The sequence below is a fragment of the Streptomyces sp. NPDC054770 genome (genome assembly GCF_053611985.1).
Map to the genome: position 1 here is coordinate 157,990 of NZ_JBSHBL010000011.1, position 23,704 is coordinate 181,693.

A 23,704-nucleotide genomic window follows, 5' to 3' on the forward strand; every position below is an offset into this window, starting at 1 on the left:
GATGCCCGTCCGCATTCGTTGCGGGCGGGCATCGCGCCGTTTCGGCGCTGTTCGCGCGCGTCTTCGACGACTCTCGCTGCCTCAGGCAACCCTTTAGGGGTAATTAGTCCACTTCCTCCGCTTCTGTGCCGGATGTGGCTGATATGAAACCTTCTGGACAAAGAGCAACTCCAGGGGTGGGGCATGGCAACAGCACAGGTCGATGCAGTGATCCTCGGTGCCGGCCCGGCAGGGCTCGTACTGGGGAACCTGCTGCTGGACCGCGGCATCGACTGCGTGATCCTGGAGCGGCGCGACCGTGCCGCGGTGGAGGGCCGGGCCCGGGCCGGATTCCTCGCCCCGCACTCCGTGCGCGTGCTGACCGAGCACGGCCTGGCGGCCGGCCTGCTGGCCCGCGGGACGACCCACACCACCTGCCTGTTCCGCAGCGAGAGCGGCGAATTCACCCTGGACTACGGCAAGTCGGGCCTCGGCGAGCCGCACACCGTCTACCCCCAGCAGGAACTCGTACGGGACCTGGTCGCCGAGTACCTGCGGCGCGGCGGGGAGATCCGCTTCGGCGCCGAGGCGGAGCAGGTGGCCGAGGGCCGGGTGCGGGTGCGCGGTGGCGCGGACGTCACCGGGCGGTACGTCGCCGGCTGTGACGGGCACCGCGGGACCGGCCGCGCCGCACTGACCGCCCGCGGCATCCGGACCGCCCGCTGGGACCACGGGGTCTCCTGGCTGGCCGTACTGGTCGCGGCCCCGCCCAGCCTGGAGGCGGTCGGATACGCCCTGCACGAGCGCGGGTTCGCCGGTCACATGGCACGGACCGCCACCGTCACCCGCTACTACCTCCAGTGCCCGCGCGGCACCGCCCCCGCCGACTGGAGCCAGGACCGGATCTGGACGGAGCTGGCGACCCGGCTGCGGGCCGCCGAGTTCGGGCCGCTGCGCGACGGCACCGTCCTGGAGAAGGCGGTCGTCGACCTGCGCTCCGACGTCCTGGAGTCCCCGGGCGCCGGGCGCCTCTGGCTGGCCGGCGACGCGGCCGGACTCATCAGCCCCTCCGCCGCCAAGGGCGCCAATCTCGCCATCCTCCAGGCCGAGTTGCTGGCCCGGGCCCTCGAAGAGGCCCTGGCGCACGGCGACGGAACCGGCCTCGCCAGGTACGCCGCCGACTGCCTGCCCCGCGTCTGGCGCGCCCATGAGTTCTCGCACTGGATGAGCGGCCTCCTGCACGGCCCGGCCGGCGCGGACGGCACCGGCACCGGCACCGGTGACGCCGACGAGGCCCGCTACGCACGTGCGTTGCAGTACGCCCGCCTGGAGAGCCTGCGCACCTCCCGCACGCACCAGGACTTCTTCGCCGAGAACTACACCGGCATCTGACCCCCGGGGCCCATCGTCCCCGGTTCTTCCTGCCCCACCATCACGATCAACGGGAATTCTTCATGAACCTCTCCGTCGTACAGGCATGTCTGACGGAAGCCGACCTGGTACGCATCCGGCGCGCGGCCGACCACGCCCGCGACCACGACACGGACCAGGTCCTCGCCGGGCTGCTGCCCGGCCTGACGGCCGACGAGCGGACCGACGTCGCCCGCCACCTCGGCTACGACCACACTGCCGTACTGGTCTTCCCCACCGCCCTCGACGGGCTCCGCGACGACCTGCGCGGCGCCGGCCTCGACCCGGGCCCCGTCACACCGAGCGTGGTGGTGCGCGGGCGGCTGGCCCGGCGCTACGGCGCCGCCCTCGGGGACAGCCCGGTCGGGATCGTGCACGTGCCCGTGGCCGGGCGGAGCGTGGAGATCTTCGCGCTGCCCGTGCCGCCCGGCTCCCCGCTGGAGACGGTCGCCGCCGACGAACGGAGCAACGGCCACGAGTCCCACCACGCCTTCGCCGTGACCGCACCGGGCCGGGTGATCCCCGCCGGACTGCGCACCCTGCTGACGGAACGCGGCGGCGCGGTCCCGGACGGCGGCGGCTACAACAACCACGAGAACGTCACCGTCCTCTACTTCCGCACCACCGACCACCGGCGCTTCGAACTCCGCCTCCCCGGGCGCCAGGAACCCCTCCCCGACCCCACCCTCGCGCTGCTCGGCGTGATGACCGGCGCCTGGGCCACCCAGGCCGTCCGCACCATGGCCGAACTGGGCATCGCCGACCACCTCGCCGACCGGCCCGGCCTCGACGCCGCCACCCTCGCGACCCGCACCCACACCGACCCGGACGCCCTCCACCGCCTCCTGCGCTACCTCTCCACCCTGGGCCTGCTGACAGCCTCCTCCGACGGCACCTACCACCTCACCGCCCTGGGCGAGCCCCTGCGCACCGGCACGGACCACTCCCTCCACCCCCTCGCACTGCTCTACGGCGGCCCGTTCTACGACTCCTTCGCCGGCCTCCCGTACGCCGTCAGCACTGGGCAGGAAGCTTTCGCCCACCGCTACGGCAAGCACCACTTCCGCTACTTCGCCGAGCACCCCGAACTCGGCGACCTCTTCCACCGGTCGATGGCGGCGAGCGCCGAGATGTTCACACCGGTGCCGGACCTGGTCGACTTCTCCGGCGTACGACGCGTGGTGGACGTCGGCGGTGGCAACGGCGCACTGCTGGGCCGGGTCCTGCGCGCCCACGGCCACCTGGACGGCGTCCTCCTGGAACGCCCCGAGGCCCTGACGGCTGCCCGCGCCCACCTGGCCGACCTGACCGGCCGCTGCACCTTCGTCGAGGGCGACTTCACCGACTCCGTCCCGGCTGACGGCGACGTCTATCTCCTGTCCCGCGTCCTGCACGACTGGGACGACGACCGCTGCCTGACCATCCTGCACCGGTGCGCCCGGGCGATGCGCCGGGGCAGCCGCCTACTGATCGTGGAACGCCTCCTCCCCAGCCGGGCGGCGGCGGCCTGGGACCTCCACATGCTGTGCAACGTGGGCGGCCGTGAAAGGGAAGAGGCCCACTACGGGCGCCTGTTGGAGGAGGCGGGCTTCAAGCCGGAGGCCTGCCATCCCCTGCCCTTGGGAGCCTCACTGCTGAGCGCCGTGCGAGGCTGAGCACTCCGCCGTTTCGCCCACCGCGGGCCGGTGGGGGCTGGTCGCGCAGTTCCCCGCGCCCCTTACGGGGCACGGTTGCGGGTACGGGACTGGATCAGCCGCGGCGACTTTTGACTCCGGGCAGATCAAGCGCCCCGAAAGGGGCGCGGGGCTGTGTTGAATCTGCGGCTGCCGCCGCGTGGGCGCGGCCAGTCACGGTGACTTGTGGTGCCGCTCGGGTCAAGCGCCCCGTAAGGGGCGCGGGGAACTGCGCGACAAGCCGCGACGGTGCCGCACCCGGCCATGCACCGCACCCCTACGGCGGGTGGCTAACCGGCCTGGCCCATCCCCGCCGCGTTCGGCCAGCTCTGGGCGTTGGGCCAGCCGGTGGCCGGGGCCGGGGCCAGGTTCGGGGCAGGGGGTGCGGGCGCGGTCATGCCCCGTACCTGCGCGGCGGTGAGACCACCCCGCGCCGGCACGCCGGGCGGCGTGGGCCCGGCCGGGGCGGGGGCCGGAACAGGGGTCGGCATCTGCATGGGCATCGGGGCCGGTGCGGGCGCCGGTGCCATCTGGGCGACCGGTGCCATCTGGGGTGCGGGTGCCATCTGGGCGACCGGCGCCATCTGGGGTGCCGGTGCCATCTGAGGCACTGGTGCCATCATCGGCTGCTGCTGAGGCTGCTGCATCTGCATGGCTGCCGCCGGCATCGGCATCCCGGCGCCGCCGTGCTGCGCGGCGACGGGGAGCGGCATGCCGACGCCGGCGGCGGGAGCGGCGGCGAGCCCCGGGACGGGCATCGCGCCGACGGCCTGCGCGAGCTGCATGCCCGCCCCGTTGGTCTCGCTGACCAGCCGATCCACCGCCGCCGTACCCGAGCTGTAGCTGGTCCCGGTGCTCAGCTCGGGTACGGCGGCTCCCCTCCTGGACCCGTAGAGGACTTGCTCCATGGCGGACACCAGGCGACGCACGTCCACCTCGGGGCGCACCACGAGCCTCAGGAAGCGGCTGGAAGATCCGATCTTGTTGCCGCACTCGCGGACCAGGATCCGGTGCTCGGTGAGCATCCGGTCCCGCACCACGGTGCCCTCGGCGCCGACGGGAAGGCGCACGAAGAGGAAGTTGCCCTGCGAGGGGTAGACCGTCAGGCCGGGCAGGGTGGCGAGCTGGCTGGCCATCTCCAGGCGGTCCTTGCGGACCTGCAGCAGGCTCTGCGCGTACTCGGCGCCGTGCTCCTTGAGCATGAAGACGACGTACTCGGCGAACGCGTTGAGGTTCCACTTCGGGAGCATCGAGCGGACCTTGCCGGCCAGCGCGGGGTTGGCGACCATGTAGCCGAAGCGGATGCCGTGCAGGCCGAAGTTCTTGCCGAGGCTGCGCAGCACGATGACGTTGGGCCGCAGCATGGCCTCCTGGACGACGCTGGGCTCGGCCTCGGCGTCGGCGAACTCCAGGAACGACTCGTCGATGACGATCAGGTCCAGGTCGGCCATGGCGTCCATGAACTGCACCAGCGCCTGCTTGTGCAGGAAGCCGCCGTCGGGGTTGTTGGGGTTGCAGATGACGGCGACCCTGGTGCCCCGCTTGCGGATGAACTCGGCGTACTGCGCGAGGTCCAGCGCGAAGCCGTTGGACTCCTGGAGCGGGAACATGTCGACGCGCTTGCCGGTCTCCATCGGCTGGTCGGTCCAGCGGCCGAAGGTGGGGACGGGGATGGCGAGGGACTCGCGGACCAGCAGGTGGTCGATCCAGGTGATCAGCTCGGTGGACCCGTTGCCCATGGCCACGGCCTGCGGGGGGAGCTGGAGGAGCTGGCACAGCTCGGCGGTGATGGTGTCGGCGCTGCTCGGGTAGTAGGTGACGATGTCCTTCAGCCGGGCGGCCATCGTTTCCATCATGGCCGGGGTGGGGAAGTACGGGTTGCAGGGTATGCAGAAGTCGACCGGGCCGGTTCCGTCGCCCCCCTCGCGGGTCAGCGCCGCCATCGACGGGCTGTGAGCACCGCTGCGGAACAACGAGGTGACGCTGCCGGCCATTGAACCTCCGTATGAGGCGGGCCCGATGGGGACGTCCGGGCCCGTCGTCTTGGGCGGCCCGCGCGGGGGAGCACGGGCCGTCCTTGAATACGGGGGCGGGTGCGGCGCCGTTCAACGCGTGTGAAAAAAGTGTGAGTTTACGTTTCTTCTTGGAACCGAACGCGCGCGGGCGCGACCAGCCCCTTACCGGCCGCGCCCACGCTGTCTCACCTCAGGCGTCGAACGTGTGGACCGTCCGCGTCCTGTAGACCTGCCCCGGCCGGAGCACCGTCGACGGGAAGTCGGCGTGGTTCGGCGAGTCCGGGAAGTGCTGTGTCTCCAGGCACAGCCCGTCGCCCTGCCGGTAGGTGTGACCGGAGGTGCCGATGAGTGTGCCGTCGAGGAAGTTGCCCGAGTAGAACTGCAGGCCCGGCTGGTCCGTGGCGATCTTCAGGGTGCGGCCGGAGCGCGGGTCGCGCAGCGTGGCGATGTGCTCCGGCCTGGCCGTGACACCCTTGTCGAGGACCCAGTTGTGGTCGAAGCCCTTGGCCTGCACCTGCTGGGGGTGGCCCGCGCGGATGTCCCGGCCGACCGGCTTGCCCTTGCGGAAGTCGAAGGGGGTACCGGAGACCGTGGCCAGCTCGCCCGTGGGGATCAGGCCCGAGTCGGTGGGCGTGTAGCGGCCGGCGGCGATCGTCAGCTCGTGGTCCTCGATCGTGCCCGTGCCCTCGCCGGCCAGGTTCCAGTAGGTGTGGTTGGTGAGGTTGACCACGGTCGGCTTGTCGGTGGTGGCCTCGTAGTCGATGATCCAGGCGCCGTGCCGGTCGAGGGTGAAGGTCACCTTCGTCCTGAGGGTTCCCGGGTAGCCCATCTCGCCGTCGACGCTCGTGTAGTGGAGGTGCAGGCCGACGTCGGAGCCCGAGGTGAAGCCCTCGATGTCCCAGACCTTCGTGTTGAAGCCCTTGGCACCGCCGTGCAGGCTGTTGACGCCGTCGTTGACGGAGAGCTGGTAGGACTTGCCGTCGAGGGTGAACTGGCCCTTGGCGATCCGGTTCCCGTACCGGCCGATGGTCGCGCCGAAGAAGGTGGTTCCGGCGACGTACGCGGCCAGGTTGTCGTAACCGAGCGACACGTTGGCGTACTTGCCGTGCCGGTCCGGGATCTCCAGGGACTGGATGATGCCGCCGTAGGAGAGGACCTTGAGGCGGGTGCCGCCGTTCTCCAGGGACCAGCGGTAGACCTTGGTGCCGTCGGCGAGGGTGCCGAAGAGTTCCTTCACGGGTTTCCTGCCTCCCGAGGCGGCCTGCGCCGTACCCGCGCCGAGCGTGCTCGCGGCGATACCCGCGGCTGCGGCTCCTGCGATGACCGTGCGTCTGTTCAGTTCCATGTGCGGCTCCCACAAAGGTGGGGCCCCGCCTTCCGGCGGGGCCCGAGCTGACTTATGAACCGGACTTGCGCTTGTTCCACACGTCGAATCCGACCGCCACCAGGAGGGCGAGGCCCTTGATCACCTGTTGCCAGTCGGTGCCGACGCTGAGAAGGTTCATGCCGTTGTTCAGCACGCCGAGGACGAGACCGCCGATGATGGCACCGAGGATGGTGCCGACACCGCCGCTCATGGAGGCGCCGCCGATGAACGAGGAGGCGATCGCCTCCAGTTCGAAGCCGTCACCCGCCTTCGGCGAGGCCGCGTTCAGCCGGGCGGCGACCACCAGACCGGCCAGGGCCGCGAGCACGCCCATGTTCAGGAAGACGTAGAAGGTGACCTTCTTGTCCTTGACGCCGGACAGCTTTGCCGCCGGCAGGTTGCCGCCGATCGCGTAGATGTGCCGGCCGAAGACCGCGTTGCGCATCACGTAGCCGTAGCCGACGACCAGCGCGCCGAGCACGATCAGGACGATCGGGGCGCCCTTGTAGCTGGCGAGCAGCAGGGTGAGGACGAGGATCGCGGCGCCCAGCGCGACCAGTTTGACCAGGAAGAGCCGGGTGGGCAGCACGTCCAGGGAGAACTCCTGCTGGCGGCGCCGGTCGCGGAACTCCTGCCAGACCACGGCGGCGATCAGCACGATGCCCAGCAGCATCGTGATGTTGTGGTAGTTGGTGTGCGGGCCCACCTCGGGGAGGAAGCCGTTGCCCAGGTTCTGGAGGCCGTTCGGGAAGGGGCCGATGGTCTGGCCCTGGAGCAGGATCTCGGTGAGGCCCCGGAAGAGCAGCATCCCGGCGAGGGTGACGATGAACGACGGTATGCCCAGGTAGGCGATCAGCACGCCCTGCAGCGAGCCGGCCACGGCACCCATCACCAGGCACAGGACCAGCGCGATCGGCCAGGGCACCCCGTGATTGACCGTCAGCACGGCCGCGAAGGCGCCCACGAACGCGGTCAGCGAGCCGACCGACAGGTCGATGTGCCCGGCGATGATCACCATCATCATGCCGATGGCGAGGATCAGGATGTAGCTGTTCTGGAGCACCAGGTTGGAGACGTTGCGCGGCAGCAGCAGGTCCCCGTTGGTCCACACCGCGAACAGGGCGACGATCAGACCGAGCGCGATCAGCATGCCGTACTGGCGCATGTTGCGGCGCAGCCCGTCGAGGACGAGGCGGAGCAGACCTCGGTCCACGGCCGATCCGCTCCTGCCCGGCGGCGCGGGCGCCGGGCTCTTGGCGGTGACATCCGTGCTCATCGCGATACCTCTTTGTCCTTCGTCATATGGCGCATCAGCACTTCCTGCGTGGCCTCGGCCCTGGGCACCTCGCCGGTCAGGCGGCCCGCGGCCATGGTGTAGATGCGGTCGCACATGCCGAGCAGCTCGGGCAGCTCGGAGGAGATGAAGACGACCGCCTTGCCCTGGGCGGCGAGCTGGTCGATGACCGTGTAGATCTCGTACTTGGCGCCCACGTCGATCCCGCGGGTCGGCTCGTCCAGGATCAGCACGTCCGGACCCGCGAAGATCCACTTGCTGAGGACGACCTTCTGCTGGTTGCCGCCCGACAGCTTGCCCACCGGCTCGAAGACCGTCGGCGCCTTGATGTTCATGGACTTGCGGTAGCCCTCGGAGACCTGCCGCTCCTCGTGCTCGTCCACGATCCCGCGCCTGGCCACCTTGTTCAGTGCGGTCAGCGAGATGTTGCGGTTGATGGTGTCGATCAGGTTGAGGCCGTAGTGCTTGCGGTCCTCGGTGACGTACGCGATGCCGTGCCCGACCGCCTCGGCGACCGACTTGGTACGGATCTCCGTGCCGTCCTTGAGGACCGAGCCGCCGTCGTAGCGGCCGTACGTCCGCCCGAAGACGCTCATCGCGAGTTCGGTGCGGCCGGCGCCCATCAGGCCCGCGATGCCGACGATCTCGCCGCGCCGGACGTGGATCGACACGTCGTCGACGACCTTGCGTTCCTGGTCGATCGGGTGCCGCACGGTCCAGTCGCGGATCTCCAGGGCCGGTGCCGCGTCCGCCTCGCCCTTGTACGCGGTCCGCTCCGGGAAGCGGTGGTCCAGGTCGCGGCCCACCATGCCGGAGATGATCCGCTCCTCGGTCGTCTCCTTCGACTTCACGTCGAGGGTCTCGATGGAGTGGCCGTCCCGGATGATCGTCACCGAGTCGGCGACCCGGCGGATCTCGTTGAGCTTGTGCGAGATGATGATCGAGGTGATGCCCTGGTTCTTCAACTCCAGGATCAGGTCCAGGAGTTTGCCGCTGTCCTCGTCGTTCAGGGCCGCGGTCGGCTCGTCCAGGATGAGCAGCTTCACCTTCTTCGACAGCGCCTTCGCGATCTCCACCAGCTGCTGCTTGCCCACGCCGATGTCGGTGACGCGGGTCTCCGGGTGGTCGTCGAGACCGACCCGGCGCAGCAGTTCGGTGGCGTGCCGCAGGGTCTCCCGCCAGTCGATGAACCCGCCCTTGGCGTGCTCGTTGCCGAGGAAGATGTTCTCCGCCAGCGAGAGGTACGGCGACAGCGCCAGCTCCTGGTGGATGATGACGATGCCGCGCTGCTCGCTGGCCCGGATGTCACCGAACGCGCAGGGCTCCCCCTCGAAGAGGATCTCGCCCTCGTAACTGCCGTGCGGGTGGACGCCGGAGAGGACCTTCATCAGGGTCGACTTGCCGGCGCCGTTCTCCCCGCAGATGGCGTGGACCTCGCCCTGACGGACGGTCAGTGTGACGTCCGACAACGCCTTGACGCCGGGAAAGGTCTTGACGATCGAGCGCATTTCCAGGACGGGTCCCGCCATGGTCTGCCTTCCAATCAGTAGGGGGCGGCGGTTACTTGAGCTCGGCGTCGGTGTAGTAGCCGCCCTTGACCAGGACGTCCTCGTAGTTGGACTTGTCGACACTGACCGGCTGCAGCAGGTAGGCGGGGACGACCTTGGAGCCGTTGTCGTACGTCTTGGTGTCGTTGGTCTGCGGCGTCTTCTTGTTCAGGACGTCGTCGATCATGGTCGAGGCGACCTTGGCGAGCTGCCGGGTGTCCTTGTAGACGGTCTGCGTCTGCTCGCCCGCGATGATCGACTTCACCGAGGCCAGCTCGGCGTCCTGCCCGGTGATGACGGGCAGCGGCTGGCTGCTGGAGCCGTAGCCGTCCGACTTCAGGGCGGCGATGATGCCGATCGAGATGCCGTCGTACGGCGAGAGCACCGCGTCGACCTTGGCGGACTTGTAGGAGGAGGTGAGGATGTCCTCCATCCGGGCCTGTGCGGTCGCGCCGTCCCAGCGCAGCGTGGTGACCTTGTTCAGCGCGGTCTGGCCGGACTTGACCACCAGCTCCTTCTTGTCGATGTACGGCTGGAGCACGCTCATCGCGCCGTTGAAGAAGTACTTGGTGTTGTTGTCGTCGTTCGAGCCGGCGAACAGCTCGATGTTGAACGGGCCCTTCTTGCCGCTGTCCAGCCCCAGCTTGTGCACGATGTACGTGCCCTGCTCGACACCGACCTTCTCGTTGTCGAAGGACGCGTAGTAGTCGACGTTCTTCGTGCCGAGGATCAGCCGGTCGTACGCGATGACCGGGATGTTGGCGTCCGCGGCCTCCTGGAGCACGTTGTTCAGGGACTTGTTGTCGATGGCCGCGATGATCAGGCCCTTGACGCCCTGCGTGATCAGGTTCTCGATCTGCGAGACCTGGGTGTCCGGGTCGTCCTCGCCGTAGACCAGCTTGGCCTTGTAGCCCTTGGCCTTCAGGTTCTTGACGACGTTGTTGCCGTCGGCGATCCAGCGCTCGGAGGACTTGGTCGGCATGGCGATGCCGATGGTCGAGCCCTTGACACTGCCGCTGCTCTCCTTGCTGCCCCCCTCACTGCTCTGCCCGCAGGCGGACAACGTGAGAGCGAGCGAGGCGGCCCCGGCTATGAGGGTAAGGGCGCTTCTGCGAGTGCGCATGTGATCGGTCCCTGTTCTTCTCGACGTTGAGAGATTTCAAGCAAGGTCGGTGAAAGCGCCCCGTAAGGGGCGCGGGGCTGTATCGATGTGCGGCTCCGCCGCGTGGGCGCGACCAGCCACTGACGGCCCGCAGCCCCCGACGTTCATCAGGCGGAACCCTCGACCGGGAACCGGCGGAGAGAACCCGGCAGCCGCGACCCCAGCGGCGCCATCTCCCCGTCCGCCCCGTGCCGGGCGAGCAGGTCCAGGGCGAGCCGCCCCCGCCGCACCCGCTCGCGCGCGGTGTCCAGGGTGACGTCCCGCAGATGGGTGCCCCACGGGTAGATGCCGGGAGCCCTGGACAGCCCGAACTTCAGGTAGATCGGCGCGCCGCGCCGGATCAGCTCGGCGACCTCGTACATCCGGATGTAGCCGCCGAGGTCGTCCGGAGCCTCGATGTACATGTCCAGAGGAGCGCCGGACACCCGGCGGATCTCGGTGAGGTGATCGAGCGTCAGGTCGCTCGGCACGTTGACGGAGTCGGCGCCGAGGTGCTCGAAGACCGAGTACGAGGCCGGGTTGACCGGTCCGATCAGCGCGGACACCTTCAGCGTGGTGTCGGCCGGGATGATCCCGGCCTGCCGGGCCCGGTGCAGCGTCCACAGCACGCCCTCGTCGGCGACGAGCAGGCACTTGACGCCCAGCTCCGTCGCCCGGACCGCGTCCTCGACGCACCCGGCGACGGCGTCGTGGCCGCGGGCACGCAGTCCGGCCCCCCGTGAGTCGGAGCGCACCGAGCCGCCGATGTCCCAGGTGCCGCGCGGTCCGGTGAACAGGCAGAGCTCGATGTCCCGTTCGCCGGTCGCGTCGACCATCTCGGTGATCTCGGCGTCGGTGAGCATCCACACACCGCTGCCCTGGCTGATCCGGTGGATGGGCACGTCGAGCCGCGAGGACTCCTTGAGAACGACGGCCAGCGCCTCGGGACCCTCGCAGGAGGGGATCTCGGTGCGCCACTTGCCGCCGCCCGGGAAGCTGTGGGCGGAGGCGTCGGCGGGGTCGAGGGCGGGCGCACCCAGGCCGAGAGCGGTGAGCGCCTGCTCACCGGGTCGGCGGGCCGCCGTAACGGAAGCGTCGGTCGTCACAAGCTGTCCTTCGTGTTCGGTATTTCGGACAAGGTTCGCGGCTCTGGGTAGAAAAACGGCGTTGGTGGTACGCCGGTCACGGCGAGGTCAGGGCACGCCGCGACCGGCGTACGACTCAGGGGCGGAGCAGCACCTTGCCCACCTTTGGATCACCGGCCCCCACCAGCTCGATGGCCTGCGGGAACTCGGTCAACGGCAGCTCATGCGTGACCAGTGGCAACGGGTCGAGGAGACCGGCCCCGAAGACCCGGACCGTGTGCGCCCAGGCGTCCGGCGGTGCCCCGAAGACGGTGTGCACCTCCAGCTGCCGTACGACGAGGTCGGTCGGGTCCAGACCCTCGGCACCGGCGGCCGGGATACCGGTCAGGACCAGGCGTCCGCCGCGCCTGAGCAGGGAGGCGGCGGTGCGCGCGGCGGACGCGGACCCGGCGGTCTCGATGACCACGTCGAAATCGTCGGGCAGTTGCTGGTCCTTGGTACGGAAGTCGGTGGCGCCGAACTGCCGGGAGAGGGCCTCCCGGTCGTTCCGGGTCCCGACCACCAGCAGTTCGCCCGGCGAGATCGCGCGCAGGAACTGGACGGCGAACATGCCCAGCGTCCCGGTGCCGACCACCGCGACCCGCTCGCCCGGCCGGGCGTTGCCCTTGAGCGCGGCCGCCGCGATACAGGCGGCGGGCTCGAGCAGGGCGGCCGCCGTGAGGTCGGCGTCGTCCGGGAGGGCGTGCAGCAGGCGGGCCGGCAGGGTGAGGGTGGCGGCCATGGCGCCCGGCTGGGTGAAGCCGGTCTCCTCGTAGCCGTCGGTGCACAGGGTGGTCTCACCGGCATGGCAGCGGTCGCACACCTGGCAGTTCCGGAACCCCTCGCCGACGACCTTGCGGCCGACGAGCGAGGCGGGGACACCGGTACCGACCGAGCGCACCGTCCCCGACCACTCGTGCCCCGGCGTCAACGGGTATCGCACATACCCCTCGGGCCGGTTCCCCTGGTACACCTCACGGTCGCTTCCGCAAATCCCGACCGCGTGCACGGCGACCAGCGCCTCGCCGGGGCCGGGCTCGCGGGGCGTGTGCGCCTCGACCCGGTGGACGCCGGGCGCCTCGACGACGACCTGGGAGCTCACTGGGTCCCCTTGGGCTTGCGCTGCTCCCAGCCCTCGGCCCACAGGTCGAACCGGGCCTGCTGCTGCGGGAACTCGGCGGCCGCGTCGGCGTCGAACTCGACCCCGAGCCCCGGCGCGTCGGACAGGTGGAAGTACCCGTCCACGACCTCCGGCGCCCCCTTGACCACCTTCTTGATCTCGGCGTCGGCGAAGTCGTTGAAGTGCTCCAGGATCTTGAAGTTCGGGGAGGTGAACCCCACCTGGAGGGAGGCGGCGGTGAGCACCGAGCCGCCGACGTTGTGCGGAGCGACCAGCACGTAGTGCGTCTCGGCGGTGGCGGCGAGCTTCCTCGTCTCCCAGATACCACCGATATGGCCGACGTCCGGCTGGATGATGTCCACCGCCTGGCTCTCGAAGAGCTCGCGGAACTCGATGCGGTCGTGGATGCGCTCGCCGGTGGCGACCGGGATGTCCACCTTGGCGGCGACCTTCTCCAGCGCCTTCAGGTTCTCCGGCGGCACCGGCTCCTCCAGCCAGGCCGGCTTGAAGGGGGCGAGCTCGCGCACCAGCCGCACCGCGGTCGAGGGCGAGAACCGGCCGTGCATCTCCAGCATCAGCTCGGCGTCCGGCCCGATGGCGTCCCGCACGGCCTCGATGAGCGACACGGCGTACAGGGTCTGCTCGTGGTCGAGCTCGAAGTGCCCGGTGCCGAACGGGTCGATCTTCAGCGCCCTGTACCCGCGCGCCATGACCCCCTGGGCGGCCTTGTGGTACGCCTCCGGCGTCCGCTCGGTGGTGTACCAGCCGTTGGCGTACGCCTTGACCTTGTCGGTGACCTTCCCGCCGAGCAGCTGCCACACGGGCACGCCCAGCGCCTTGCCCTTGATGTCCCAGCAGGCCATCTCGACGACGGCGATGCCGGACATGACGATCTCACCCGCCCGGCCGTAGTCGCCGTACTTCATCCGGCGTACGAGGTCTTCCACTGCGAACGGGTCCGAACCGAGAATGTGGTTGGCCTCGGCCTCCCGGAGATAGCCGATCAGCGCGTCGGTGTGACCGAGCATCCGGGTCTCGCCGACTCCCGTGATCCCCTCGTCGGTGTGCACCTGGACGTACGTCAGGTTGCGCCACGGCGTCCCGACCACGTGTGTGCTGATTCCGGTGATGCGCACGGCAGTTGCCCCTCAGCTGTTCGAGATTTCGTCACGCGTTCGAAATGCTGGCGTGACAGTAAGGACGGGGCGGCGGGAGTGTCAATGGGTCGAACAGGTAACGGTTTCGGCAAGGCTTGCGATAGGTTTTTCGGTCCCCCACAGAACCTTCACAGGGGTGGCTGGTTATGTGACCCGTGGGGAACTTAGTCTTCCCGCGTCATGGACTACTGCTACCCGTGCCGACGGCACCTCAACGGAGCCCTCGCCTGCCCGGGGTGCGGCACACCGGTCGAAACGCTACGCGCGTCCGCGCGCGAAGCGGCCGCCCCCGAACCGGTTGCGCCCGGTGGAACGCCGTACCCGGAGCCAGAGTTCACCGCCGAGCCCTACGGCCCCGAAGCCGGCCCCGAAGCCGGCCCCGAAGCCGGCCACGGTCACGACGGCGCGGACGACGGGGACGACGAGGACGACGCGGCGCCGACGGGCGGCCGGGCCGAGCGGCGGCGGGCGGCACGCGGGCGCGGCGACCGGAGCCGGGGGCGGGCCGCCGAGAGCCCTGCCGAGGATCCCGAGGAGCCGGGCGTCCCCGACCCGAGCCGTCGCGACCGCAAGGCCGCGGCCCATCGCCGGCGCCGCCGCAGAGTCCTGTTGGTGACCGCGGCGTGCGTGCTGGCGGCGGGCGGCCTGAGCCTCGCCGAACTCGGCACGGACGCCATACCGTTCACGACCCCCGACACGGCCGCGGGCGGCGGCAGCACCACCGACGGCGGTACGTCGACGTCGTCCCCGGGTACGACCGCGCAGCCCCTGGGCGACACGTCCGGCGCGACCGGCGCGGGGGGCTCCGCCTCGGCCGACCCCTCGGCCTCCCCGTCCCCCTCCTCGTCGAAGGACAAGGCGTCCGACTCCCCGTCGGCGTCCCCGGACGCGTCGGCCCGGTCGGCGACGACGGACCCGGGCACGGTGACGGCCCCGGCGGCCACCCCGACGACCACGGCGGCCTCGACCCCGACGGCGGACCCGACGACCTCGGCCCCCGCCCCGTCGCCCAGCCAGACGTGCAACCGGTTCCTTTGGTGGTGTACGTGAGTGGAGCGCCCCTTCAGGGCACCACCAAAGCAAATCCAGCAAACGTGTCACATTCGACGAGCCCGCTCCGTCGTAGGTGTGTAACCCGCTGAGAGACACCACAGGGAGCACACCGTGGAAGCCCGTCTGAACCTCTTCGCCAGCCCCACCGCCAACAAGCTGATCAAGCACTTCGTCGGCGCCGGCAAGGTCGCCCACGAGACGTCGATCCCGGACTCCACCCTGGAGCTCGTGAAGATCCGCGCCAGCCAGATCAACGGCTGCGGCTTCTGCCTCGACATGCACACCAAGGACGCGGCCGCCGCCGGCGAGACCCAGCAGCGCCTGCACATGGTCGGCGCCTGGCGCGAGGCCACCGTGTTCACCGAGGCCGAGCGCGCGGCCCTGGAGCTGGCCGAGCAGGGCACCCGCATCGCCGACGCGGCCGGCGGCGTACCGGACGAGGTCTGGGCGAACGCCGCCAAGCACTACGACTCGGAGGAACTCGTCGCCCTGGTGGCGACGATCGCCGCGATCAACGCCTTCAACCGGCTGAACGTCATCTTCCAGCAGCCGGCCGGCGACTACCAGCCCGGCCAGTTCGCCTGACCCGCCCCGAGGGGCCGGCGCCGTCGGGTGCCGGCCCCTGAGCGGGTCCGGCAGCGCCCCGAAGGGGCGCGGGGCTGTATCAATATGCGGCTCCGCCGCGTGGGCGCGACCAGCCACGACGGCGCCGCAGTCGGCAGAGGGCACAGTGCGGCACTCCCGGCGGAGCGCCTAGGCGTCCAGCATCCTGCGCAGCAGGTCGCGCAGCGACAGCCGCTCCTCGTCCGAAAGGCCCGCCAGCGGCTCGCGCGCGAAGCGCAACCCCTCGCGCAGGTCGCGGGCGACCCGGCGGCCCTCGTCCGTCGCCGCGGCCAGCTTCACCCGGCGGTCCGCCGGGTCGGGCCGCCGCTCCACGAGCCCGCGCGCCTCCAGCCGGTCCACGATCCCCGTCACGTTCGACGGCTCGCACTTCAGCTTCTGCGCCAGCTTGCGCATCGGCAGCGGCTCCAGCGACAGCAGGCTGAGCAGCCGCGCCTGCGCCCCGGTGAGGGTGTGCTCGCCCGCCGCCTCCTCGTAGTCCGCGTAGAAACGGGCCACGACGTCCCCGATCAGCTCGACGACCTCCAGGGTCAGGGCGTCGGGGCGGCGGGTCTGCGCGGGGGTGGACTGTGTGGACGACATGCACTCCAGGGTACCCCGTTACTTGACATCCTGAAATATTCAGGAGCATGGTTGTTTCAGTTACTGAAGTATTTCGGAAAGGCGCATGTCATGATCAACCGCGAGTGGCACCTCATGAGCCGTCCCGTCGGCTGGCCGAAGCCCGAGGACTTCGCCCTGGTCGAGGCGGAGGTCCCCACGCCGGGTGAGGGACAGGTGCTGGTACGGAACAAGTACCTCTCCGTCGACCCGTACATGCGCGGCCGGATGAGTGCCGCGAAGTCGTACGTCGCCCCCTTCGAGCTGGGCAAGGTCATGCAGGGCGGCGCGGTCGGCGAGGTCGTCGAGTCGAACGCCGAGGGCATCGCGGCCGGCGACCACGTCCTGCACTTCTTCGGCTGGCGCGAGTACGCGGTCGTGGACGCGAAGAACGCCGTCAAGGTCGACGCCGACGCCGCGCCCCTGTCGACGTACCTCGGCGTGCTCGGCATGACCGGTCTCACCGCCTACGCGGGTCTGCTGCGCACCGCCTCCTTCAAGGAGGGCGACTCGGTCTTCGTCTCCGGCGCGGCCGGCGCGGTCGGCAGCCAGGTCGGGCAGATCGCCAAGCTCAAGGGCGCCTCGCGGGTGATCGGCTCGGCCGGCTCCGACGAGAAGGTGAAGCTGCTGGTCGAGGAGTACGGCTTCGACGCGGCCTTCAACTACAAGAACGGCCCGGTCGCCCAGCAGCTGCGCGAGGTCGCCCCGGACGGTGTCGACGTCTACTTCGACAACGTCGGCGGCGACCATCTGGAGGCCGCCATCGGCCAGCTGAACCGGGACGGCCGGATCGCGGTCTGCGGCATGATCTCCGTCTACAACAGCACCGAGCCGGTCCCCGGCCCGAAGAACCTCGCCCGCCTGATCCAGACCCGCGGCCGCATCGAGGGCTTCCTGGTCGGCGACCACTACGACCTCCAGCCGCAGTTCGTGGCCGAGGTCGGCCCGTGGGTGGCCTCCGGGCAGCTGAAGTACGGGGAGACGGTCGTCGAGGGCATCGAGAACAACGTGGAGGCGTTCCTCGGGGTGCTGCGTGGTGACAACACCGGCAAGATGATCGTCAAGCTCTGACGCGACCGCGTGACGCCGGTACGACGGCTGTCGTTGTGTATGGCGGAGGCCGCACCCTTGGACGTGGGGTGCGGCCTCTCGTCTGCCGGGTGCGGTTCAGCGCCGGGTGCGGGTGCGTGGTGGCCGGCCGCAGTTCCCCGCGCCCCTTGGGTGAGTTGCGCTCAGCGTGTTCCAAGTGCTCCCTCGTGCACGGCCTTCGCCAGCCGGTCGTTCTCCGGCGCCGATCCTCCCGGGAACGCGAACCTTCGCCGCGTGTAGCCGTAGGCGACCCCGCTTCTCGGGTCCGCGAACGCCTGGGAGCCCGCTGCTCCGCTGTGGCCGATCGTGCCGGCGCCCAGGAACGGGTGCCAGGTGTCCGCCGTCGCCTGGAAGCCCAGGCCGTACGACCTATGGGTCCGGGTCACCAGGTCGTAGCCCACCGAGTGGAACTGGCCGAACTCCGCCACCGTGTCCTCCTTCAGCAGCGCGGCCTCGCCGTCGATCTCGCTGAGCAGGGCCGCGTACATCCCGGCCAGGCCGCGTGCCGACGCCACCCCGCCGAAGGACGCCGGGCCCTTGGCGCGGACCAGGGGGTCGTTGGGCAGGGCCGCCAGGACCGTGGGTTCGGCCGCGTGCTCGTTGAAGGCGATCCCGGCCAGGGTCTGCGGGCCGGACGGGACGGAGCCGAGCAGGGCCTGCTGCTCGGGGGTCGGCCGCATCGGCAGGGTCGTGCGGAAGCGCGGCTCGTGGACGGCCGGCAGCCCCAGGAAGAAGTCGAGGCCGTATGGTGCCCGGACCCGCTCCTCGTACAGATCCTGGAGGGTACGGCCCGTCGCGCGCCGCACGACCTCCCCGGTGAGGGCGCCGATGACGAGGGCGTGGTAGCCGAAGGCCGTGCCCGGGCGCCAGAACGGCCGCTGGTCGGCGAGGCGTTCGGCCACCGCGCGGTCGTCGGCCAGCTCCTGCGGGCTGAACCCGGTGTCGGTGCCGACCAGACCCGCCCGGTGTGCGATCAGGTCCCGCAGGGTCAGCGTGCCCTTGCCCTCGGCGCCGAACTCCGGCCAGTAGTAGGTGACCTTGCGGTCCAGCTCCAGCGTGCCGTCCTGCACCAGCATCGCCACGACCAGATGCGCCGCCCCCTTGGTGGACGAGAACACGCCGTACAGGGAGTCCCCGCCGGCCCCCTCGCCGGCCCACAGGTCGACGACCCGCCGGCCGTGGACGTACGCACACAACTGTCCCTCGTAGTCGGCCGGTTCGCCGGCGACGAAGGCGGCGAACTCCTCGCGCACCGCCTCGAAGCCCGCCGCGACCGTGCCCTGGACGGTGATCTCCTGCGTCATCCGTTCTCCTCAACCGAGCCGCCGGGGGGCAGCTCCCACTGTGAACAACGCCCTACCCACCTGGGCGAACTGTCTGCCGGTTCCTGAGATCGGTACGGCGAGATGTACCTGTTCGACTCAACAGCGGCACAGGGGGCGTTCCTGACCCCACTGTGCCCTGCCCCGGCCCCGGTAAAGTTTTCGCCATGCGTGATCTCGGGGTGGGTTTCGGATATCTCCTCAAGGGCCAGCGGTGGGTCGGCCGGCACGGCAGGCAGTTCGGTTTCGGTCTGCTGCCCGGCCTGATCACCCTCGTCCTGTACGCGGCGGCCCTGGTCGCCCTCGCGATATGGGGGGAGGACTTCGTCGGCTGGGCCACCCCGTTCGCCGACGACTGGTCCAGCCCCTGGCTCGGCCTCTTCCGCGGCTTCCTCACCGCCGTCCTGTTCGCCCTCGGCCTCCTGCTGGCCGTCCTCACCTTCACCGCGGTGACGTTGCTGATCGGCCAGCCGTTCTACGAGAACCTCTCCGAGAAGGTCGACGCGGACGTCTCGCCCGACGGCACCGCACCCGAGTCCGGGCTGCCGTTCTGGCGCGAGCTGTGGATCTCGGCCCGGGACAGCCTGCGCGTCCTGGTCCGCGCCGGCCTCTGGGGCCTGCTGCTCTTCGCCCTCGGCTTCCTGCCCCTCGTCGGGCAGACCGTCGTACCCGTCGTCGGCTTCTTCGTGACCGGCTTCTTCCTCACCGAGGAGCTCGCCGCCGTCGCCCTCCAGCGCCGGGGTGTCGACCTGCGTGCCCGGCTCGCGCTGCTGCGCTCCCGCAAGACCCTGGTGTGGGGCTTCGGGACCCCGCTGGGTCTGGCCTTCCTGGTCCCGTTCGTCGCGGTGTTCCTGATGCCGGGCGCGGTCGCGGGCGCCACCCTCCTCGCCCGTGACCTGCTGGGCGAGGAGACGGCGGCGGAGGACGAGCGGGCGGACGAACCCGTCACTTCCTGAAGCTCGCGTCGGCCGCCACGGTCACGATCGCCCGCACCTGGTCGATGATGTCCACCCGGTTGCGCACGAACTCCGGGTCGGTCACCTCCGTGGTGTTCCCGGCACCGAACTGCAGCACCGGCGTGTGCACATGCCCGCCGGGGAGCGTGTCGTGCAGCCCGAGGCGGTCGCGCAGCAGGGTGGCCCGGTAGGCGATCTCGTTGGAGAGGTAGTTCCCGCCGCCGCCGGCCCGCGCGGTGGATCCGGCGGTCGGGCCGTCCGCCCGTACGACGGGGTCGGTGCCGCCCGCGGGGATCTCGGTCACCTCGGTGTGGTCGTACACCGGGAAACGCCCCGTGTCCGCCGCCGTGATCGCGGCGTACGGGAGGGTGGTGGTCGTCCACTGCGGCTGCGAGGCCGGGTCGGCGACCGGGACGGTCTCGGTCCGGCCGATGCCGTCGTTGTCGGGGAACCCGCCCCGCCAGGCCCCGTTCGTCCGCTCCACGTCGAACCGCCCGACCCGCCCCTGGCTCACGGTCGTGAACAGGTCCACCTTCGGCAGGTACGGCCGCAGGGTCCGCTCCACGGTCCCCGCCGCGAAGTCGTCCCAGCGCACCGGGAACACGGCCGTCTCGACCCGCGCGGGCCCCTCGGCGGTCTCGATCACCGTCCCGTCGAGGGCCAGCGCGCTCGCCCCGGACGGATTGGAGATCCGGATGTCCTGGTCCAGTGTGAACGGGTCGAACCCGGTGACGAGGATCCGCCGGACCCCCTTGCCGGGATACCTGATGTCGGTCTGGCCGCGCGAGGTCCGCTCCAGCACGTCCAGCAGAGCGGCCCGTTGCCGGTCGCTCACGCCGAACTCCGGCTCCCAGGTGCGCACCTGGCGGGTCATCCCCAGCCGCGCCCAGTACAGCGGCCGGTCGTCGTCCCGGCTCAGGTCACCCCCGGCCGGTCCCCGTCCCTGCGCCCGGGCCACGGCCCGCCGCCACAGCACCGACCCCTGCCGCTCGACGACCTGCCGGGCCTGCGGGTAGGAGTGCGCGTTCGCCAGCGCCCGGGCGAACTCCGGCGCCACGTCGTCGAACCCGGACCGCCGGAGTATCTCCTGCGGCACCGCCTGGTCGAGCCGCCGTTCCTCGACGGTGGGGGAGAGGGTGGTCGTGGCCTGCGCCGCGGTGGGGACGAGCGCGCCGGCCAGCAGCGCGATGCCGAGGATGCCGATCCGAACACGTAGGGAACTCAAGGGAGTTGGCCTTCCGTCGCAGTGGGGTGCGTGGTGCCGGTCGGGCGCAGTATCGCGTGTGGGCCGCGATGTGGTCTACACCACGGCCCACCCCCCGTCGGCGTTCGGGGCCGAGTGCTCGGGACTGTTCGGTACGGGGACGCCTCGTGGGCGTTTGTGAAGGATTCGTACGGGATCACGGTGGAGCGCTCCCGCACCGGCCGCCGCCGCACGGCCGCGGTTAAGGTCGGAGCCGGGACGAGTCCCCTTCGAGCAGCCCCGGTCCGGGACCTGACCCCTGGGCCGGGGCTCGTATGCCGTCGGCGTCAGCCGCGCACCCCGAAGCCGTACACCGTCTCGGAGCGGTACACCGCGCCGGGATCCAGCCGGGTGCCCGGGAACTCCGGCCGGTTGGGGGAGTCCGGGAAGTGCTGGGTCTCCAGGGCGACACCGTCGCCGGGGGCGAACGGGCCGGTCAGGTGCTCGGCGGTGTAGAGCTGGATGCCGGGTTCGGTGGTGGCCACGGTGAGGGTGCGGCCGGACGCCGGGTCGTGCAGCTCGGCGATCTCCACCGGGGCCGCCGTCACCCCCTTGTCGAGGACGAGGTTGTGGTCGTACCCGGAGCCGACCTTGCGGGCCGTACGGAAGTCGAAACGGGAGCCGGAGACGTCCGCCAGGACCCCGGTCGGGATCAGGTCCCCGTCGACGGGGGTGTAGCGCGAGGCCGCGATCCGCAGCTCGTGGCCGCCCGCGTTCCCGGAGCCCGCCAGGTTGAAGTAGCTGTGGTTGGTGAGGTTCACGACGGTCGGCGCGTCGGTGACCGCCTCGTAGGAGATGCGCAGCGCGCCCGAGTCGTCCAGCAGGTACGTCACGGCGACCTCCAGCCGCCCCGGGAACCCCTCCTCCCCGTGCGGACTCACCCGCGACAGCCGCACCCCGTGCTCGACGGCCGCCACCTCCCACACCCGCTTGTCGAAGCCACTCGCCCCGCCGTGCAGGGAGTTGGGCCCGTTGTTCGGCTCCAGCGCGTAGGTCACGCCGTCCAGCGGGAAGCGGGCGCCGGCGATCCGGTTGGCGTACCGGCCGACCAGGGCGCCGAAGTACGGCCCCGGGTTCTCCAGGTAGCCGTCCAGACCGGCGAACCCCAGCACCACGTCCGCCGTCCGCCCGGCCTGGTCCGGAACCTCGACCGACTGCACGATCCCGCCGTACGACAGCACCCGCACCCGGGTCCCCGCGCGCTCCAGCGTCCAGCGGTGCACCTCGGTGCCGTCGGAAAGGGTGCCGAAAAGTTCGCTCATGGGGAAACCCTAAGCCAAGGGTCTAGTCCACCGGATCCTTCGCGGTGATGGTCCGGTAGGCGATCGCCGCGAGCTTCGACTGGCCGTCGGTGCTCGGATGGAACCAGTCCCAGTGACTGAGCTGACCGGTCCCGAAGCGGTACGCGTACACCGCCCCGCCGTCGAAACGGCACCGCCGGTCCTTGGCGCAGACCTCCGCCAGCACCTTGTTGTACTCCTCGACCCGCTGCTGCACCCTGTCCCGGCGCACGGTCGCCACGCTGGTCAGATCGTCCGCGTCGGCCAGCATGGAAGGGCAGATGCCCAGCTTCCAGATCTGCTTGCCCAGCGGGTTGGCCCGCCCCTCGGACCACAGCCGCTTCAGGTTCGGCACGCTGGACACGTACACCTGCGTCTTCGGCAGCGCCTTGCGCAGGGTGCCCATCGCATCCTCGAACTGGGTACGGAAGTCGGCCACCGAGGTCATCGCCCGCACCGACGTACGGCAGGCGTCGTTCGCCCCCGCCATCACCGTCACCAACTGCGGCTTGCGGGCCACCGCCTCGGCCATCTGGCCGGACAGGTCGGCCATCCGGGCGCCGGTCTCCGCGTAGTTCCAGCTGTGGTCGGCCGCCCCGGTCCGCCCCAGCAGCCGTACCGCCAGACTGTCCACCTGGTCGCTGGTGCCGGTCGCCCAGGACACCTCCGGGCAGTCCGAGAGCACCGTGCAGGCGTCGAAGCCGCGGGTGATGGAGTCGCCGACGGCCGCGATCGAGGCCGGGCTGCGGTCCCACACCTGCACGGTCCGCGCGGCCCGCGTCTCCTCGCCCTTGGCCGGGCCGGAGGAACCGCCCAGGACATCGCACCCGGCCACCCCCAGCGCGGCGGTGACGGCGACGGCGCCTGCCAGGGCACGCGAACGCCGGCGTCGCTGCTTGCGCATACCCCGTCGGTCCTCTCCGTCGGCCGGTTCGTCCCCCTTCATAACAACGCACGGGAGTTCCCGCCCCGCGCCTGCAACGGACCACCCCCGTACAAGCGTCCCCCTGGGTGAATGGCGGGGGTTTCCTGGCTGTGGGAGCGACGGTACGTCACACTCCTTGCGCCGCCGCACGGTAGCCTCGCCATCAACGCGGCCGTCGTGCCACTGCCGCCAGCCAGCCAGCAAGATGTCCCGCTCTGCCCGGAGGTTCCGGTGACGACACGTGGAGTTCTGTACGTGCACTCCGCGCCGCGCGCGCTGTGCCCGCACGTCGAGTGGGCCGTCGCCGGGGTGCTCGGTACGCGCGTCAACCTCGACTGGATCCGCCAGCCGGCCGCCCCCGGCACCTGGCGCTCCGAGTTCTCCTGGCAGGGCGAGGTCGGCACGGCCTCCAAACTGGCGTCCGCGCTGCGCGGCTGGCACCTGCTCCGCTTCGAGGTCACGGCCGAACCCTGCGCGAAGGCCGAGGGCGAGCGCTACAGCTGCACCCCCGACCTCGGCATCTTCCACGCGGTCACCGGGATCCACGGCGACATCCTCATCCCGGAGGACCGCCTGAGGGCCGCCCTGACCCGCTCACAGCGCGGCGAGACGGCCCTGGAGGCCGAGATCGCCAAGCTGCTGGGCAAGCCGTGGGACGACGAACTGGAGCCGTTCCGCTACGCGGGCGAGGGCGCGCCGGTGCGGTGGCTCCACCAGGTGGTCTGACGCCGGTCGTCGTCTGCGGCGTTTTTTTTTTTTTTAGCGCAGTTCCCAGGTGACCTTAATTGT

General features: G+C 70.6%; 20 protein-coding genes. 7 read left to right on the forward strand and 13 right to left on the reverse strand.

Annotated elements, in window-relative coordinates; genetic code table 11:
* Window positions 1-183 precede the first annotated feature (183 nt).
* On the forward strand, window positions 184-1,371 hold the full coding sequence (locus tag ACWGKQ_RS13260; protein WP_453292021.1) for a 4-hydroxybenzoate 3-monooxygenase: 1,188 nt from the start codon (window positions 184-186) through the stop codon (window positions 1,369-1,371).
* Between the two features lie 62 nt (window positions 1,372-1,433).
* Entirely contained in the window at window positions 1,434-3,044 is a 1,611-nt protein-coding gene (locus tag ACWGKQ_RS13265; RefSeq protein WP_453292022.1) for a methyltransferase, read from the forward strand.
* Between the two features lie 308 nt (window positions 3,045-3,352).
* Here the strand turns inward: ACWGKQ_RS13265 and ACWGKQ_RS13270 are convergent, their stop codons facing one another.
* From ACWGKQ_RS13270 to ACWGKQ_RS13305, 8 genes are all read right to left on the reverse strand, one after another.
* Complete coding sequence (locus ACWGKQ_RS13270) at window positions 3,353-5,056, reverse strand: pyridoxal phosphate-dependent aminotransferase (protein WP_453292023.1); 1,704 nt, start codon at window positions 5,054-5,056, stop codon at window positions 3,353-3,355.
* Between the two features lie 211 nt (window positions 5,057-5,267).
* Window positions 5,268-6,422 (reverse strand): aldose epimerase family protein, encoded by a 1,155-nt coding sequence (locus ACWGKQ_RS13275; RefSeq protein ID WP_453292024.1) that lies wholly within the window; start codon window positions 6,420-6,422, stop codon window positions 5,268-5,270.
* Between the two features lie 52 nt (window positions 6,423-6,474).
* Window positions 6,475-7,719 carry a multiple monosaccharide ABC transporter permease gene (mmsB, locus tag ACWGKQ_RS13280; RefSeq protein ID WP_453292025.1) on the reverse strand — a complete coding sequence of 415 codons (1,245 nt, stop codon included), beginning with the start codon at window positions 7,717-7,719 and terminating at the stop codon, window positions 6,475-6,477.
* Window positions 7,716-9,266, reverse strand: a complete 1,551-nt coding sequence (gene mmsA, locus ACWGKQ_RS13285) for a multiple monosaccharide ABC transporter ATP-binding protein (RefSeq protein ID WP_453292026.1) — start codon at window positions 9,264-9,266, stop codon at window positions 7,716-7,718. Before mmsA ends, mmsB begins: the two co-directional genes overlap by 4 nt.
* Window positions 9,267-9,297: 31 nt before the next feature.
* Window positions 9,298-10,407 carry a multiple monosaccharide ABC transporter substrate-binding protein gene (gene chvE / locus ACWGKQ_RS13290; protein ID WP_453292027.1) on the reverse strand — a complete coding sequence of 370 codons (1,110 nt, stop codon included), beginning with the start codon at window positions 10,405-10,407 and terminating at the stop codon, window positions 9,298-9,300.
* 146 nt (window positions 10,408-10,553) lie between these two features.
* Window positions 10,554-11,531 (reverse strand): hypothetical protein, encoded by a 978-nt coding sequence (locus ACWGKQ_RS13295; RefSeq protein ID WP_453292028.1) that lies wholly within the window; start codon window positions 11,529-11,531, stop codon window positions 10,554-10,556.
* A 115-nt stretch (window positions 11,532-11,646) separates the two neighbouring features.
* A complete protein-coding gene (locus ACWGKQ_RS13300) occupies window positions 11,647-12,651 on the reverse strand; it encodes a zinc-dependent alcohol dehydrogenase (protein ID WP_453292029.1) in 1,005 nt (334 codons plus the stop codon).
* Window positions 12,648-13,805, reverse strand: coding sequence for a mandelate racemase/muconate lactonizing enzyme family protein (locus ACWGKQ_RS13305; RefSeq protein WP_453292030.1), 1,158 nt, complete (start codon window positions 13,803-13,805; stop codon window positions 12,648-12,650). Before ACWGKQ_RS13305 ends, ACWGKQ_RS13300 begins: the two co-directional genes overlap by 4 nt.
* A 201-nt stretch (window positions 13,806-14,006) precedes the next feature.
* Between ACWGKQ_RS13305 and ACWGKQ_RS13310 the strand changes: the two genes are divergently transcribed.
* Entirely contained in the window at window positions 14,007-14,876 is an 870-nt protein-coding gene (locus ACWGKQ_RS13310) for an SCO2400 family protein (RefSeq protein ID WP_453292031.1), read from the forward strand.
* A gap of 114 nt (window positions 14,877-14,990) precedes the next feature.
* Entirely contained in the window at window positions 14,991-15,464 is a 474-nt protein-coding gene (locus ACWGKQ_RS13315; RefSeq protein ID WP_453292032.1) for a carboxymuconolactone decarboxylase family protein, read from the forward strand.
* 168 nt (window positions 15,465-15,632) lie between these two features.
* On the opposite strand, the gene ACWGKQ_RS13320 is transcribed toward ACWGKQ_RS13315, so the two are convergent.
* Window positions 15,633-16,082, reverse strand: a complete 450-nt coding sequence (locus tag ACWGKQ_RS13320) for a MarR family winged helix-turn-helix transcriptional regulator (protein WP_453292033.1) — start codon at window positions 16,080-16,082, stop codon at window positions 15,633-15,635.
* Window positions 16,083-16,172: 90 nt separating this feature from the next.
* On the opposite strand from ACWGKQ_RS13320, the gene ACWGKQ_RS13325 reads away from it, so the two are divergent.
* Entirely contained in the window at window positions 16,173-17,171 is a 999-nt protein-coding gene (locus ACWGKQ_RS13325; RefSeq protein WP_453292034.1) for an NADP-dependent oxidoreductase, read from the forward strand.
* Between the two features lie 161 nt (window positions 17,172-17,332).
* On the opposite strand, the gene ACWGKQ_RS13330 is transcribed toward ACWGKQ_RS13325, so the two are convergent.
* A complete protein-coding gene (locus tag ACWGKQ_RS13330; RefSeq protein ID WP_453292035.1) occupies window positions 17,333-18,493 on the reverse strand; it encodes a serine hydrolase domain-containing protein in 1,161 nt (386 codons plus the stop codon).
* A gap of 185 nt (window positions 18,494-18,678) precedes the next feature.
* Between ACWGKQ_RS13330 and ACWGKQ_RS13335 the strand changes: the two genes are divergently transcribed.
* Entirely contained in the window at window positions 18,679-19,467 is a 789-nt protein-coding gene (locus tag ACWGKQ_RS13335; RefSeq protein WP_453292036.1) for an EI24 domain-containing protein, read from the forward strand.
* Here the strand turns inward: ACWGKQ_RS13335 and ACWGKQ_RS13340 are convergent.
* The 3 genes from ACWGKQ_RS13340 to ACWGKQ_RS13350 all read right to left on the reverse strand — a co-directional run bounded on the left by ACWGKQ_RS13340 (window position 19,457) and on the right by ACWGKQ_RS13350 (window position 22,894).
* Window positions 19,457-20,692 (reverse strand): pyroglutamyl peptidase, encoded by a 1,236-nt coding sequence (locus ACWGKQ_RS13340; protein ID WP_453292037.1) that lies wholly within the window; start codon window positions 20,690-20,692, stop codon window positions 19,457-19,459. The genes ACWGKQ_RS13335 and ACWGKQ_RS13340 overlap by 11 nt on opposite strands.
* A gap of 305 nt (window positions 20,693-20,997) precedes the next feature.
* Window positions 20,998-21,972, reverse strand: coding sequence for an aldose epimerase family protein (locus tag ACWGKQ_RS13345; protein ID WP_453292038.1), 975 nt, complete (start codon window positions 21,970-21,972; stop codon window positions 20,998-21,000).
* Between the two features lie 22 nt (window positions 21,973-21,994).
* Entirely contained in the window at window positions 21,995-22,894 is a 900-nt protein-coding gene (locus ACWGKQ_RS13350; protein WP_453292039.1) for an SGNH/GDSL hydrolase family protein, read from the reverse strand.
* Window positions 22,895-23,146: 252 nt separating this feature from the next.
* Between ACWGKQ_RS13350 and ACWGKQ_RS13355 the strand changes: the two genes are divergently transcribed.
* The gene (locus ACWGKQ_RS13355; RefSeq protein ID WP_093503479.1) at window positions 23,147-23,641 is read left to right on the forward strand and encodes a DUF3145 domain-containing protein; all 495 of its coding nucleotides are present in this window, start codon (window positions 23,147-23,149) and stop codon (window positions 23,639-23,641) included.
* Window positions 23,642-23,704 lie beyond the last annotated feature (63 nt).